At 61.7% G+C, this 14,828-nt stretch carries 11 protein-coding genes; 7 read left to right on the plus strand and 4 right to left on the minus strand.

The window, feature by feature from the left end; genetic code table 11:
* Positions 1-21 precede the first annotated feature (21 nt).
* The 5 genes from ACWHRL_RS02045 to ACWHRL_RS02065 all read left to right on the plus strand — a co-directional run bounded on the left by ACWHRL_RS02045 (position 22) and on the right by ACWHRL_RS02065 (position 9,722).
* Positions 22-651: a hypothetical protein gene (locus tag ACWHRL_RS02045; protein WP_447895023.1), complete on the plus strand. Its 630-nt coding sequence runs from the start codon at positions 22-24 to the stop codon at positions 649-651.
* 24 nt (positions 652-675) lie between these two features.
* On the plus strand, positions 676-2,607 hold the full coding sequence (locus ACWHRL_RS02050; RefSeq protein ID WP_447895024.1) for an SPFH domain-containing protein: 1,932 nt from the start codon (positions 676-678) through the stop codon (positions 2,605-2,607).
* Between the two features lie 107 nt (positions 2,608-2,714).
* Positions 2,715-7,658 carry a DNA repair ATPase gene (locus ACWHRL_RS02055; RefSeq protein ID WP_447895025.1) on the plus strand — a complete coding sequence of 1,648 codons (4,944 nt, stop codon included), beginning with the start codon at positions 2,715-2,717 and terminating at the stop codon, positions 7,656-7,658.
* A gap of 61 nt (positions 7,659-7,719) precedes the next feature.
* Positions 7,720-7,998: a PAAR domain-containing protein gene (locus ACWHRL_RS02060; protein WP_447895026.1), complete on the plus strand. Its 279-nt coding sequence runs from the start codon at positions 7,720-7,722 to the stop codon at positions 7,996-7,998.
* Positions 7,999-8,633: 635 nt separating this feature from the next.
* Positions 8,634-9,722 (plus strand): type VI immunity family protein, encoded by a 1,089-nt coding sequence (locus ACWHRL_RS02065; RefSeq protein ID WP_447895027.1) that lies wholly within the window; start codon positions 8,634-8,636, stop codon positions 9,720-9,722.
* A 53-nt stretch (positions 9,723-9,775) separates the two neighbouring features.
* Here the strand turns inward: ACWHRL_RS02065 and ACWHRL_RS02070 are convergent, their stop codons facing one another.
* The gene (locus ACWHRL_RS02070; protein WP_447895028.1) at positions 9,776-10,330 is read right to left on the minus strand and encodes a zf-TFIIB domain-containing protein; all 555 of its coding nucleotides are present in this window, start codon (positions 10,328-10,330) and stop codon (positions 9,776-9,778) included.
* Positions 10,331-10,641: 311 nt separating this feature from the next.
* Between ACWHRL_RS02070 and ACWHRL_RS02075 the strand changes: the two genes are divergently transcribed.
* Complete coding sequence (locus tag ACWHRL_RS02075) at positions 10,642-11,262, plus strand: TetR family transcriptional regulator C-terminal domain-containing protein (protein WP_447895029.1); 621 nt, start codon at positions 10,642-10,644, stop codon at positions 11,260-11,262.
* Positions 11,263-11,374: 112 nt separating this feature from the next.
* Entirely contained in the window at positions 11,375-11,677 is a 303-nt protein-coding gene (locus tag ACWHRL_RS02080) for a putative quinol monooxygenase (RefSeq protein WP_447895030.1), read from the plus strand.
* Here the strand turns inward: ACWHRL_RS02080 and ACWHRL_RS02085 are convergent.
* The 3 genes from ACWHRL_RS02085 to pdxR all read right to left on the minus strand — a co-directional run bounded on the left by ACWHRL_RS02085 (position 11,674) and on the right by pdxR (position 14,798).
* Positions 11,674-12,366, minus strand: a complete 693-nt coding sequence (locus ACWHRL_RS02085; protein WP_447895031.1) for a uracil-DNA glycosylase family protein — start codon at positions 12,364-12,366, stop codon at positions 11,674-11,676. The genes ACWHRL_RS02080 and ACWHRL_RS02085 overlap by 4 nt on opposite strands.
* 3 nt (positions 12,367-12,369) lie before the next feature.
* Complete coding sequence (pcsA, locus tag ACWHRL_RS02090) at positions 12,370-13,095, minus strand: phosphatidylcholine synthase (RefSeq protein ID WP_447895032.1); 726 nt, start codon at positions 13,093-13,095, stop codon at positions 12,370-12,372.
* Between the two features lie 203 nt (positions 13,096-13,298).
* Positions 13,299-14,798: a MocR-like pyridoxine biosynthesis transcription factor PdxR gene (gene pdxR / locus ACWHRL_RS02095; protein WP_447895033.1), complete on the minus strand. Its 1,500-nt coding sequence runs from the start codon at positions 14,796-14,798 to the stop codon at positions 13,299-13,301.
* Positions 14,799-14,828 lie beyond the last annotated feature (30 nt).

The following is a 14,828-nucleotide window of genomic DNA, read 5'->3' on the forward strand; positions in this document are numbered from 1 at the left end:
CTTTCAAGGAATAGAAGGCGCATGCCTTTATTTATCTCGATCATTTCGACCTTCCCGACGGTGATTTTCACCATTCTGCTCAGCGTGGCCGTCATCTACTGGCTGATCTCGCTGTCTGGCATGACCGGTGACGACCTGGGCGATATGGACGGCGCCGATGGCTCCGTGGACGCCGGCGGCCTGCTGGCGACGTTAGGCCTCAAGGGCGTACCGCTACCGCTGGCCGTTACCCTGGTCGTGCTGTTTGGCTGGCTGTTTAGCTATTTCGCCGAGCTCTTGGTGGGGGAGTACGTCGCTGCCGGGCTTTTATACGGGCTCTTTGGCCTGGTCGTGCTGGTCCTCGGGTTCTTCGTGGGTATCTTCATTACCTCCTGGCTGATCAAGCCGCTGCGCCCGCTCTTCAAGCCCGCGCTGCATTTGCCTACCGAGCAGCGCCTGGCCGGCACGCTTTGTACGATCCGCTCCGGCAGCGTCGACAGAGCCCGCGGGCGCGCCGACGCCTATATCGACGGCGACCATCTCATCCTTCAGGTGCGCAGCGACAAACCGCTGGTACGGGGGGACCGTGCGATTTTGATTAACTACCTGGCCGATGAAGACGCCTACCGGGTCATCCCGGAAGACGATTTCAACGCCGGCTCGAACGACTGACCCCCCGTTAACAGGAGAGAAAAAATGGACTTACCGTGGCTCATGCCAACGCTTTTTGTCATTGGCATCATTGTGGTTCTTTTGTTGGCGATTTTATCGCTCATTAAAACGTTCTACCGCAAGATCGACCAGGGCCAGGCGCTGATCGTCAACGACCTGGCGACCACGCCGAAGGTCTATTTCACGGGGGCGATGGTCCTGCCGGTGATTCACCGCGCCGAAACCATGCAGATCTCGGTCATTACCCTCGAGCTCAACCGGACGGGCAAAGAGGGCTTGATTTGCCGGGATAACCTGCGCGCCGACATCAGCGTGGCCTTCTACCTGCGCGTTAACGCGACCGCCGAAGACGTGCTGCGGGTGGCCAAGTCCGTGGGCGTGAACCGCGCCTCGGACCGCGACGCCGTCAACGAGCTTTTTAACGCCAAGTTCAGCGAGGCACTGAAGACCGTCGGTAAGAAGATGGAATTCATGCAGCTGTTCGACGAGCGCCAGCAGTTCCGCGACGCCATCGTCGAAACCATCGGTCAGGATCTCAACGGCTACGTGCTCGAAGACGTGGCGATCGACTACCTGGAGCAGACGCCCAAGAGCTCGCTCGACCCGAACAACATTCTTGATTCCGAAGGTATCAAGTGCATCACCGAGATCACCGCGAAGCACAATGTCGAGACCAACCGGCTCGAGCGCGATCAAGATCTCGAGGTGCAGCGCAAGAACGTCTCGGCACGGGAAGCGGCGCTCGAATTAGAGCGTACCCAGGCCGACGCCGAGGCGCGCCAGCGCCGCGAGATCGAAAGCCTACGCTCGCGCGAAGAGTCCGAAGCCGAGCAGGTCAGCCAGCAGGAGCGCTCCAAGAGCGAAGCCGCTCGCATCAAGACCGATGAAGAGCTGGCGATTGCCGACGAGAACATGCAGCGCCAGATCGAGATGGCGACCAAGGCCCGCGAGCGCGCCGTCCAGATCGAAGAAGTGCGTATTCGCCAGGCCAAGGAGCTCGAGGACGTCAACCGCGAGCGGGCAGTCGAGATCGAACGGATCGGCATGGAGAAAGCGCTGGAAGAAGAGCGCAAGGACATTGCCGAGATTACCAGCCAGCGCATCGCCGTCGAGCGCAGCGTGGCCGAAGAAGAAGAGAACATCAACGATGTTCGCAACCGCTCCGAAGCCGAGCGTAAGAAAGTCACTCGCCTGACCGCCGCCCAGGCCGAGGCCGAAGAGAGCAAACTCAAGGAAGTGCGCGCCGCCGAAGCGGTCTTCGAGCGCTCCAAGCTCGAAGCCGAAGAAACCGTCATCCGCGCTCAGGCCGAGCTGGATTCCGCCGAGAAGCGCGCCGCCGCCGAAGAGAAGCAGGCGCGCGGCCACCAGGCACTGGCCGCGGCGGATGGTTTGGCCGAAGCCCAGGTGCTGGAAGCGCGGGCCCACGCCCAGCGCAGCGAGGGCCTGGCCCAGGCGGAAGTCAAAACCGCCAATGCCAAGGCCGACGAAGATGCCGGCATGGCCGAGGTGCGCGTGCTCGAACAGCGCCTGGAAGCCGAAGCCATGGGCGAAGAGCAGCTGGGCACCGCCAAGGCCAAGGCCCGTGAGGCGATGGCCAAGGCCGAGGCCAACGGCCTGGTCGAGAAGCTGCGCGCCTACGACAACATGTCCGAAGAAGCGCGCAACTTCGAAGAGTTCCGCATGAACCTGGAGGTTCACGAGAAGGAAGTGATGGCCCAGATCGAGGCGCATCGTGTCGGTATGCTGGAAAACGGCAAGGTCATGGCCGCTGCCCTGCAAAACGCCAAGTTCGAGCTGATCGGCGGCGACGGCGACATCTTCGAGAAGTTCGCCACCGGTATCGGTTACGGCAAGTCCATTCAGGGCGTGCTCGACAAATCGCCGGCGCTGCAGGCCACCCTTGCAGGCCTGGCCGACCGCGCCCTGGGCGCGAAAAAGTCGTCCGAAACGGTTTAACCGCCGCCTTGTAGCGCCTTTGAAAGACCGCAGGTGTTCGCCACGTGCGGTCTTTTTTGTTTTGTCGTGAGCCCTTGTCTCGCGAGCACTCATTCAGGATGGACACGATGTCGAAGGACACTGGATCAAGCGATACTACGTCGAAGGACGCCGTCGAGAACCTCGTCAGGGAGAGCTCGGCCTTCGAGACCATTCAGCGCCGGCTGACCACCCAGGCAAGCGAGCTGGGCGCGTCGGTGACGCGTTTGAACGACGCGCGCGCCGAGGTTTTCGGCACCAGCAACATGGCGCTGTTGGGACGCGCCCGGGTGCGGACCGAGAACAACGCCATCGCCCGCGACATGGTGCGTATCGGCGGCCAGATTCTGTTCGGCTTCAATGTTCAGCTAGGGCTTCGCAAGGCGCTCGAGGCAAGCGACGTCTTCGCGCTTTATCATCTCAAGGATGACGACGACGGGCTCGAACTCACCGAAAGCACGTTGGCCGAAAGCTTTCTAACCGACGAACAGTTCGTCCGCGATTTTCGCGAGCTACAGCAGTATTACAGCAACGCCACGCTTTCGCAGATGGCCACGTTAAACGGCAAGCTGCTGGTGGCGTTTCAGATCGGCGAAAAGCTCACCGACTTGCGGGTTTTCCGTTGGGAACTCAGCGCCCAGGGCGAGGTAAGCCGCTATATCGACAACCGCGGCGAGCGCGACCTGGTTTTTCCCGAGCGCTTCGCTTTCGCCTGGCAAAGCGCCGGGCGCGACCTGCAGGAGCAGGGCCGTGCGCCGCACCTGAACATTCTCGATACGGTGTTCGTCGACAACCTGGGCGGTAACATCACGTTCAAGATCGAGAACAACACCAAAAGCGGCGAAGGGATCTTCAGCGACCCGGTCGATTCGGACTCCCAGTCGCTGGACGACGCCACCTTCGAGTACGCCGACCTGGGCGCGGTGCTGCTGGTGCGCATTCTGCCCTTCAACGAAGGCGAATGGCGCTACTACCTGTTTAATCGCGGCGAGCAGCACGTCAAACGCATCGACGCCATGGCGGGCTCGGTGGTCGAGCTTCCGGAAAACCACGGCATCATCTTTCCCACCGGGTGCTACCTCAACAATGGCGAGCTGACCACGTTCGAGGTGCCCGAAGAGGATCTGCGCTTCAAGCGCGTCGTGCGCTCGCCCAACGGCGAGGACGTGCTCTACGTGTTCTACGCCGTCAGTACCGGGCAGGTCGTGCTGTACCGCTACAACCTGATCCGCAAAGAGGTCGATACCCCCATGGTCGGCCACGGCGCCGCGGTGCTCGAAAACGGCCACCTGGCGATTTTCTACGCCGAGGACGAGCCGACCCTGGTGCACCCCATTCAGGTGTGGGCGACGCCGTTCATGTCCGAAGGCTTTCACGCCCAGGAGGCGGTGCGCAACGACACGCCCATGGGGCGGATCGGCAACCCGGAGCTGGTGCGCGGCATCGCCGAGCTCAACAGCATCGTTCAACTGGCCGGCGACGGTCAGGCCAACGAGCGCCACTTCAACGCGATCATCCGTCGGGTGGACCGCACGCTGAATCAGTTCTACTGGATGGGCGAGGCGGACTTCTCCGCCATTCACGCCGTGCTCGAACAGCTCAAGCACACCGCCGAGCTGATGCTCGACGAGTACGAGAAAGTACAGGCAATCCGCGCGCAGACCGCCGAGGCCCTGAATGAGCTCGAAAAGGCCCAGTCGGCGCTTCTGCGCGAGCTCAAACCGAGCAGCTGGAAAACGCCGGATCTGTTCGTCACCTACCTGAAAAAGCTGCGCGATCACCGCGGGCGGCTGATGGCGCTGGGCGAGCGGCGCTATCTCGATACGGCGCGCCTGGCCGAGCTCGAGCAAGCGCTGGATAAAGCCGAGGCGTCGCTGACCGAGCAGACGTTTTCGTTTCTCGCAACGCCGGAGGCGCTCGAGGGGTATCGCGCCACCCTCGACGAGATCAAAACCGCAGTCAGCGAAGCGGAAAACCGCAAGGCGCTGGCGGAGTGCGTCGAGCGCTACCGCGAGCTGACCGCTGGTCTCGACATGATCCAGGGGCTGCTCTCGTCGATGCCCGGCGGCGACGCCCAGGAGCAGACGCGCATTACCGAGAATATCTCGAGCATCTACGCCAGCATCAACCAGCAGCGCTCGAAGGCGGAAATCCGCCTGCGCGAGCAGGGCAGCGCCGAGGCCCAGGCCCAGTTCGCCGCCCAGATTCGCCTGTTCGAGCAGAGCCTGGCCAACGGCGTGGGCGCCCTTCGCGAGCCGGACGACTGCGACCAGCTGATGACGCGCATACTCGACCAGCTGCAGGAGCTCGAGAGCCAGTTCGGCGAGTATGACGAATTTTTGACCACGATCCTCGAGCAGCGTGAAAGCGCCCACGAAAGCATCGAAAGCCGCCGCCAGCAGCTCCAGGACGAGCGCCAGCGCCGCGTCACCACCCTGACCGACGCCAGCCGGCGCATTCTCGACAACGTCGTCCAGCGCACCGAGCGCTTCGAAACCCTCGAGGAGTTGCACAGCTTCTTCGCCGCCGATGCCATGGTGGGCAAGGTGCGCAGCATGGTGGAGGAGCTGCGCGGTTTCGGCGCCAACCTGGAGGCCGACGACATCGGCGGACGCCTGCGCGCCTCCCAGGATGCGGCGCTGCGCAGCGTGCGCGACCGCGCCGATATCTTCGAATCCGGCGGCAACGTGATTCGCCTGGGCCCGCGCCACCGCTTCAGCGTCAACCAGCAGCATCTGGATTTGACCCTGGTCCCGCGGGACGAGCGCATCATGCTGCACCTGACTGGCACCCAGTATTACGAGCCGCTGACGGATGAGCGCCTGAGTGCGCTTAGCGGCTACTGGAGCATGTCGCTGCCTTCCGAAAGCCGCCAGGTCTACCGGGCGGAGTACCTGGCCTACCGCTTCATGGAGGCGCTGGCTAAGCCCGACGCCGCGCCCATTAACGTTGAAGACACCGAGGTGCTGCAGCGCGAGATCGCCACGTTTGCCTCGCCGCGTTACCGGGAAGGCTACGAGAAGGGCATCCACGACCACGACGCCGCCTTGATCGTGCGCACGCTGTGGCCCGCCCGCCAGAGCGCCGGGCTGCTCGGCTTCGGGCCGCTGCCGCGGGCGTTGGCCATGCTGTTTTGGGCGGATCGCTTGAGTGACGACGAAGCCGCGCGCAACCTGCGCGCGCGCTGCCTGTCCGCGGGGATTTTGAGCCGCATCATGCAAAGCGAAGACCTGCTGCGCGCGCTGATCGGCGAGATCGCGCCAAAGCTAAGCGCCTTTGTTGAGCACCATGCGCTCCCGGGCGGGCCCGCCGAGCGCGACAGCGCCGCGGAGTTTCTGGTACGCCAGCTTGCCGAGGAAGGCGAGGCGTTCTCGACCACGCAATACGCCGCGGCCCTCACCGAGGGCTTTATCGAAACCATGCAGCGCCAGGGGCACTACGCCCATTTTCAGGAGGCGCTGGCGGTGGTCAAAGGCCAGCCTGGCGCGCGCTGGACGATTACGTCCCACTGGCTCCAGGCCCACGCCCGCCAGGCCGGCCAGCAGGGCGTGCTGCACTATCTGCCCGAAGCCATTGCGCTGCTCAACACCGCCCAGCGGCTGACGACGAGTGCCCACAGCGTCGAGCTCGCCTTCACCGTCGAGGGGCTGATTGGCCAGCACGAACGTTTGGATCAGCAGAGCCTTGCGCTACAGCTCGACGACTTCCAACAGCGGCTGCGCCACCACGAGCACGTGGTGATTCGCGACTGGACACAGCTTCAGGAGCGCCGCCAGATCATTCTGCGCGAGCAGCGCGAACGCTTGAGACTCGAGGAGTACCTGCCCAAGCCGCTGAACTCCTTCGTGCGTAACAAGCTGATTACAGAGAGCTACCTGCCCATCATCGGCGACAACCTCGCCAAGCAGATGGGTACCGTCGGTGAGTCGCGCAGCACCGATAACAGCGGCCTGTTGATGATGATCTCGCCGCCGGGTTACGGCAAAACGACGCTGATGGAGTACGTTGCCAACCGGCTGGGGCTGATTTTCATGAAGATCAACTGCCCAAGCCTTGGTCACGACGTGACGTCGCTGGACCCGGAGTCCGCCACCCACTCCACCGCGCGGGCCGAGTTGATCAAGCTGAACCTGGCCTTCGAGATGGGCAACAACGTCATGCTCTATCTCGATGACATCCAGCACACGCACCCGGAGTTTTTGCAGAAGTTCATCTCGCTGTGCGACGGCAGCCGGCGAATCGACGGCATCTGGAACGGACGCACCCAAACCTACGATATGCGCGGCAAGCGTTTCTGCATCGCCATGGCGGGCAACCCCTACACCGAAAGCGGCGACGTCTTCAAGGTGCCGGACATGCTCGCCAACCGCGCCGATGTCTACAACCTGGGCGACGTATTGAGCGGCATGGAAGAGGTGTTCGCGCTCTCCTATATCGAGAACTCGATGAGCGCCAACACGGTGCTGGCGCCGCTTTCTACCCGCGGGCTGGACGACTTCTACCGCTTCGTCGACCAGGCCCAGGGGCGCGAGGTGCCCAGCACCGACTTCGAGCACGACTACAGCGGCGCAGAGCGCGAAGAGATCCTGGCCGTGCTCAAGAACATGTTCAAGGTGCGCGAGGTGGTTCTGCGAGTCAATCAGCAGTACATCGCCTCCAGCGCCCAGGCCGATGAGTACCGCACCGAGCCGTCGTTTCGCCTCCAGGGCAGCTACCGCAACATGAACCGCCTGGCGGAGAAGATATCGCCCATCCTCAGCGACGCCGAGCTCGAGGCGATCATCGACGACCACTACGTGGGCGAAGCCCAGCTTCTCACCCAGGGCGCGGAGGAGAACCTGCTCAAACTCAAGGAGCTGCGCGGCACACTAAGCGAGGACGAAAAAGCGCGCTGGGACGAGATCAAGCGCGAGTTCAAGCGCCGCCAGCTCACCGGCGGCGACGAAGAAACCGGCGCGTTGGTGGTGCGCCAACTGAGTTTGATTGCCGAAGGTGTTGGGCAGTGGGGCAAGACGCGCCAGGACGAAGGCTGATGAGGCCTTATGACGTACCGGGTGTGACAGCCGAAAACACGTTTTTTCAAGGAGTTCGACCATGAGTGGCAAGCCAGCAGCACGTGTGACCGACGACACCGCGTGCCCGATCCCCGGGCACGGAACCAACCCGCTGGTCGAGGGCTCCCCCGACGTGTTTCACGACGGATTGTCCGCGGCACGGCTCGGCGACAAGTCGGCCTGTGGAAGCCCCATCACCGGGACCGTTTCCTCCTCGGTATTCATCAACGGCAAGCCCGCCGCCGTTCTCAGTAGCGTCGGCGCCCACGGCAATACCGTGATCGAAGGCTCGGGCACGGTCATTATCGGCGACGTTTGATGGTCAAGCCGCGTTTTCGCGGCCTCGCAGGTACGCCCGACTTACCCGCGCTATTCGACGGCGGAAAAAGAATCCTCGCTCATTAAAAACACTCGGGAGATCCTAATGCCGATCAGTTAAGCTTGGCTAGCCCCTGTGGTACGGAGATTTAGCTCGCGACGGGTGGCTTGGCCAAGGCGCCTGACGGCGCCATTCGCCGAATGGTCGGACTACCGCTGAAGCGGGCTCCACAACAACGAAATCTTGCATCCATCCCTTGTAGGAGCAGGCTTCAGCCAGCGATGCAGCGCAACGCGCTGCCGGGGTTGGTGATGATGGCAACCAAAAGTGCCGTCGCCACCGAAGGGCGGCTATCGCCGCCATCGCCCAATGGAATTGGGCTCCTACAATGGAGTCGTGCCCCATCTCTCGTAAGAGCAGGCTTTAGCCAGCGACGCAGCGCAACGCGCTGCTACAATAGATTTACCGCTCGTTATGGGTAGGCAAAAGCCTTAACTGATCGGCATTACCCGGGAGATCCGGCTTTTATGGGTGTTCTTGAAGCCACTGGCGAATCTCTAGCGCCTTAAGGGTTCTTGGCCGGGCATCGCATGCGCCTTCGCCCACTTCTGCTCACTAATTCAGGGGAGGCTGCTGTGAAATTACCCTTTGATCTGGCCGAAGAATTAGCTAAGCATCCCCATTTACTGGAAATCCCCGGCAACCTTTTAATGAAAGGCGGACCCGAAGAGTATATCGGCGCCGTGATTTGCCTGAGGGGCACGCTCTACTTCAAGAATGCGCATACACCTGAGGTGCGCGAGGCGCTGTGCCAGTGTTTCGATGCGTTCAAACGTCTGGCGGAGCCCCATCTTACCTGGCTGTGGCGTGAAGAGTCGCCAGAGGGAAGACCGTTGACGCCTTATGCCCAGGCTCGATCGCTGCGCGAGCTGTTGTCTCGCATGGATGAAAATTACCCGCTGAGCTTTTACTACACCAGCGGTAAGCAATCCAATGATGCGAGTGCTTGGTACTTTAGAATATCTGGACGAGCAGCTTGGCAGGCGAAAATTGGGCGTGACCTTAGTGTAATAGAATTCTCCATCCCGCTACTCTATCAAGAGCAGCATCCGCTAAACTTCCTGCGTTTATTCTTGGACTTTGCACGGTTGCTAAACCCAGAACAGGGCTATGCGGGGCATGCCTTCAACCTTTCTGTGACCAACCGGAGTGAGAACGAGCCGACCGAGGCCTTTATGGCTGATCGTATGCCCGGCTTGGATGCGGGGACGGCTGGGTTATTGGCAAACCGCCCCCAGTTCAAACACACTAAGATCAAAACCGTCAGTTGGCTGACGCTACTCAATCAGGGGCGTTTGCAATTGGCCGGGGGGCGGGATTCCCTGCAAGCGCAGCTGCCTGGTAGCCATTTTGCCTTGTATGATTTAGGCGCTAGCGTGGTTATCCAGTCGGGGGCTTATGCTTATATTGCTGGCGATGCTGAAGACCCTAAACCAGCCCCCTACGTGCTGTTGAATCATCTGCTCAAGGATATCCGTTGCGAAACGGTCGGGGATCTACACGGCGGCTCCCGCCACGGCGAGCTGCGCCTGACCGGCTGGGCGGCGGACCAGTGGTTGAAGCGCCTGGATGTGGATGAGCAGGAGATTCCGACTTGGCGAGCCCAACTGCTGGAGCAGGAACCGCGGCTGGACAACACCAATAGCCTGCCCGAGCGGTTATAGCCTCGGGTTCAGTATCGTGCTGAACAGTATCCCCTGGGGCCCGCCTTGCGCGTTTATTCGACGGCGGAAAACGGGTTCTCGGCCATCAGGAACGCCCGCAGGTCCGGCTTTTGCGGGTGGTCGTGAAGCCATTGGCGAATCGCTAGCGCCTTCTCGTAATCTTCATCGCCAAACTTCTGGCGGTAGAGGTCGGCGAAGGTGTCGCTGGTTCTTTCCGCGCGAATGCGCTGCTGCCAGTGATCGGTGAGAATGGCGTTCAGATTACCCGCCAGGCCTTCCGCCACCAGCATTTCCCACTCGCCCCGATTGAGCCAGACCCCGCCGACCCGCGCGCTGTAGTCCAGGCGGTGGCTGTGGTCCTTGCTGATACGAAACTTACTCATGATGCCGCCGGTGACCGGGCAGATCATCGCGCCCACGGTGTCTTCGGCATCGATGTTTTCGATGTGGTCATCGTCGAACACGTGCTCGGGGTGGCGCTCTTTCCAGCTGATATAGTCTTCGATCAACAGCCAGTTGCCGCCGCAATTTTCGCAGGTATGACAGCGAAAGAGCGAGTCGAGAAAACTGGGAACGAGTTTGCCTTCTTGGCAGGCCGTACACTTCATGGAGCGCTTCCTTGAATAGATAAATGTTCGACACATGCATGTCGAACCAACGGACGATGCCCGGCCATGTTTGGCGGGCTCCCAGGCACTCCGGTTAGCCTACTCCAACGGCTTCTAATATACAAAACGGCAAAGAAAGCTTTGGTCGCGAGAGGGCTCAAGGCTGTTGCTGTACAGGGTGTGAGAAGGCGTCTGGCTAATCATCCACCGCTTGGAGTTGACGTTAGTGGCTATTCGGGTAATCGTCACAGCGTCTTCACCTGTGGGGGCGTGCTTTTTTAGGTCACTGAATGGAAAGGGATGTGTATCGCGTGGCGAGAACCCAGGATGAAATTCGGCAAACCAACGTCAAGAACATTCTCGAGGCGGCGGAGCAGCTGTTTGCGGAAAAAGGCTACGCCGGCGCCTCCATGGCCGAGATCGCCGCCCGGGCGGGGCTGCCCAAGTCCAATGTGCACTACTACTTCTCGACTAAAGAGGCGCTCTACCAGGAGGTGCTGCTGGCCCTGTTAACGCTTTGGAAACAGGATGCGCTCTGCTTCGAGCTCTACGATGACCCACGCGTGGTGCTTTCGAGCTATATTCGCGCCAAGATGAACCACTCGCGCTATCGCCCCCAGGGCTCGAAAGTATGGGCGGCGGAGGTCATGCAGGGCGCGCCGATTCTCAAGGAACGCCTGCGCGAGAACCTGTTCGATTGGGCCAAGCTCAAAGAGGCTAAGATCGCCGAATGGGTGGCCTCCCATCAAATCGCGCCGGTCGATCCCTCGCATCTGCTTTATATGATTTGGGCCACCACCCAGCACTACGCTGACTTCGACTACCAGGTCGAGCTGCTCAACGACGACCAGCCACTTAGCGACATGCAATTCGAGAAAGCGGTGCAGTCGGTGACCTCGATCGTGCTGCGCGGGATCGGGCTTTCGGTTTAGCTACCGCCCGCGACTTGCTTTCCACTTCTGAAAAACGGCTTTGAAAGGTTGGCGCTACAGGCCGGCAGGCTGGCCGGGTACGCTACGTCTCCTGACCCTAAAGGAGAACGACATGACGGCTTACTATCTATGCGCGCGTATCCGCGCCACCGACTTCCAGCGCCTTGATGAAACCCGGGAAAGACTTCTGCAGCTGGAGGCAGCGACCCAAAAAGAGCCCGCTTGCCATCAGTTTCAGGTGCTGGAAGATAGCGCGCGGGCCGGGGATTTTTTGCTCTGGGAGTGCTGGGAAGGCAAGGCGGGGCTAAAGGCCCACTACGAGGCGCCGCACACCCAAGCGCTGCTGGAAGCGAAGCTCACCGAGATCATCGAGATTACCGAGCTGGCGCCGCCGGGCGCCGGCGGCGCCGTTTAAAGCCGCAGAGTGTCCTGGCGTACGTCCAACTGCGCCAGGCGCTGCTTCAATAAACCGGGAAAGCGGGTGTACCAGGTCTGGTTGAGCGGGGAGGGGTGGGGCAGCGGATGAAGCGTGACGCTGCGCGCCTCGCCTTTACCGTCTTCGAGGGTCACATCGATACTGCTCTCGAAGCGGTCGTCACGTTTCCAGAACGCCTCGAGCCGGGCGCGCTCCTCCTTGGAACGATTAATCCCGAACCATAAAAACGCCTCGCGCCCCAGGGTGATCAAATCCTGGCCCTGCCAGTCTGCAACTACTACCTCACTAATTAAGGGGTGGAAGCGGCGCTTGACCTTCATCGACCACGCCTTGTTGCCAATCGGTTTGTAGGGCACGGTGTTGATCCAGAAAAAGTGCTCACCCACCGCGCGGGAGGCCTCGAAGTCCGGCAATTCTTCGCCGTAAAGGCGCTCATAAAGCGCTTTTCTCACCAGTTGGCCGCCGGCGCCGATGAACGGGTCGCCATGGCGGACCTCGTCCCGGCCCGGGTCGCGGCCGAAAAAGCCGACCCGCAAATGGGGCTCGCCCAGGCCGATGATCGGTTTAAGCGGGTCGCGCTCGAAGCGCTCGTATACCTCGAGATCGATCCCGTCGGTCTCGGCGGCCAGGGCTTCGAAGTGCTCGATTTGGCGCGGCGTGAGGGACATCGTTTACTCGAACCACTCCTGGGCGGTGCGCCACACGCACATGCCCACGAAGTAGATCGAGGATACCGCGAGCCCCACCAGCGCCCAGCCTGCGTGTTGCGGGCTTGAAAGCACCAGTGCGGTGGCGCACACGCACCATAAAAGCGTGATGGCGATATTGACCGGCATGAACCGGCGCACCCGGAAGGGGTGGAGAAACTTCATCTTGGTAACGGTGAGCACGGCCAGAAAGATGATGCCGGCAAAGGTGACCCAAGCGGGGAAGCCGAGAATATAGAAGTAGACCGCGGCGATATTCCAGGCAGCGGGAAAGCCGACGAAGTAGTTATCCTGGCTTTTCATGTCCACGTTGCAAAAGCAGAACATCGACGAGAGCAGGATGGTGAACACCGCCAGCAGCTCGAACCCGGCGGGCAGGTCGATGAAGTAGTAGATGAAAAGCGCAGGAATGAACGCCCAGGTCAGGTAATCGATGACCATGTCCAGGGTGGAGCCGTCGAAGTGCGGGAGGATCGTTTTGACCTCGTACTTGCGCGCTAGCGTGCCGTCGAAACCGTCGATCATCATCGCCGCGCCTAGCCACAAAAGGCAGGCCACCGGGTTGTCATCGACCAGCGCCAGAAGCGCCATGGTGCCCAGCAGCACACCGCTGGCCGTTAACACGTGCACGCTCCACGCCTTGTATCGTGATGCGTGTGAGGGGGCGGGTGAAGAGAGCGGTTGAACCACGTTAACCTCATGGGGAACGCCGTGTTCCCGGACTGTTGGGTGTATAGATGTGCGTTTAAAGCGCTACCCTACTACAAGACGCTACATCGGGAATACGTGACCCGATGGCGTTCTTTTGGTCGCGGGCGCTTTGAAGACGCCAGGCTGCTTTAATGAAGATAGCTGAAACATTGAAGCCGCGGGCATTTAAGATGCCTGCCGCATTAGCCGGTGGCGCCGTTTGACGGGTCGCGCGTTACTTCGAGCCACGCCTGGCTGAGCCAGCGGCCGGCGCGAGAGAGTTCGTCCTCACTCGCTCCGGCGTAGCCCAGCACCAACCCGGCACGCTGGGGCTGGCCCATATAGTAGCGGGAAAGCGGTGACAGCGTCACCTCGGCCTTTCGCGCCCTATCGACGAGCGCGCGCTCTTGCTGCACGTTTTCAAGCTCGGAGACCAGGTGCATACCGGCATGGCCGGACGACAGGGTCAGCCCGGCTTCGACTGCCGGTGCCAGCGCCCGGCGCAGGCAGGCCTGGCGCTGACGATAGCAGCTTCGCATTCGTCCGATATGGCGGGAAAAATCCCCCTTCGTGATGAACTCGGCCAGTGCCGCCTGCAGCGGGTAATGCCCCTCTCGGTGAAGGCGGGCGTTGGCCAGCCGGAAGGTGTCCGCCAGCGCCTCGGGCAGCACGATATAACCCAGGCGAAGCCCGGGGTAGAGCACCTTGCTGAACGTGCCGATGTAAATGACCCGCGCCGTCTCCGACAACCCCTGAAGCGAAGGCGCCGGCGCAATATCGTAGCGAAACTCGCTGTCGTAGTCGTCCTCGACCAGCCAGGCATCCTGGGCGGCGGCCTGCTCCAAGAGCGCCAAGCGCCTGGGTACCGGCATGGTCACCCCGGTGGGGTACTGATGCGAGGGCGTGACGTAAATCAGCCGTGGCGGCTTGGAGCCCGCCGGGCAGCGTGCCGGGTTTAGGCCGTTGTCATCCACCGGCACGGGGATCAGATCGAGCCCGGCGGCCAGAAAACTGGTTTGCGCGCCGCCGTAGCCCGGCTCCTCCATCCATACGCCGTCGCCGGGATCGGTCAAGAGCTGGGTGATGAGTTCGAACGCCTGCTGGGCGCCCTGGGTAATTACGATCTGCGCCGGGTGGCAGCGCACCGCGCGGGAGAGCGTCAGGTACTCGCAAAGCGCTTCTTTTAAGGCGGGCAGGCCGCCTTGAGTTTGATAGCCAAGCCACTGGCTATCGGCCTGGCGGTAGTGGCGGCGCAAAAGGCGCTGCCACTGGGCGTGGGGAAAAAGATCGAGCCCCGGAACGCCGGGGGCAAACGCCGGATGCGCTTCGCTCAACGTGGCGCAGCGCTCCAACAGCGCCTGGCCCCGTTGGGACGGGCTGAACGAGGCGGGCGGCGGCGGCGCATTAGGGGCGGCGAAAGCGGGCAGCTCGGCAACGTAAAGCCCCGCGCCCTTTTTCGAGACCACCAGGCCCTCGGCCACCAGCCGCTCCAACGCGGCGAGTACCGTATTGCGGCCAAGCGCTAGCCCGCCTGCCAGCCGCCGTGACGAAGGCAAACGACTGCCGGCGCCCAGCTCGCCGCGCTGTATCCAGTCGCGTAGCGTCGTGTAGAGCTGGCGGTTTAACGGCGCGGCAGCGTGCGGGGTGACCCGCAGCGCCAGGGCATCGATGATCCAATCACTGGCGGTAGCGCGCTGGCTCACTGGTCCCCCCGATATTGCAAAAAGTGGCTC

It is taken from the genome of Vreelandella sp. GE22, assembly GCF_968212445.1.

Excerpts from the sequence above, each read along its gene's own strand:
- ACWHRL_RS02045 (WP_447895023.1), top strand. The coding sequence starts at position 22 with ATGCCTTTATTTATCTCGATCATTTCGACCTTCCCGACGGTGATTTTC.
- ACWHRL_RS02050 (WP_447895024.1), top strand. The coding sequence starts at position 676 with ATGGACTTACCGTGGCTCATGCCAACGCTTTTTGTCATTGGCATCATT.
- ACWHRL_RS02055 (WP_447895025.1), top strand. The coding sequence starts at position 2,715 with ATGTCGAAGGACACTGGATCAAGCGATACTACGTCGAAGGACGCCGTC.
- ACWHRL_RS02060 (WP_447895026.1), top strand. The coding sequence starts at position 7,720 with ATGAGTGGCAAGCCAGCAGCACGTGTGACCGACGACACCGCGTGCCCG.
- ACWHRL_RS02070 (WP_447895028.1), bottom strand. The coding sequence starts at position 10,330 with ATGAAGTGTACGGCCTGCCAAGAAGGCAAACTCGTTCCCAGTTTTCTC.
- ACWHRL_RS02080 (WP_447895030.1), top strand. The coding sequence starts at position 11,375 with ATGACGGCTTACTATCTATGCGCGCGTATCCGCGCCACCGACTTCCAG.
- ACWHRL_RS02085 (WP_447895031.1), bottom strand. The coding sequence starts at position 12,366 with ATGTCCCTCACGCCGCGCCAAATCGAGCACTTCGAAGCCCTGGCCGCC.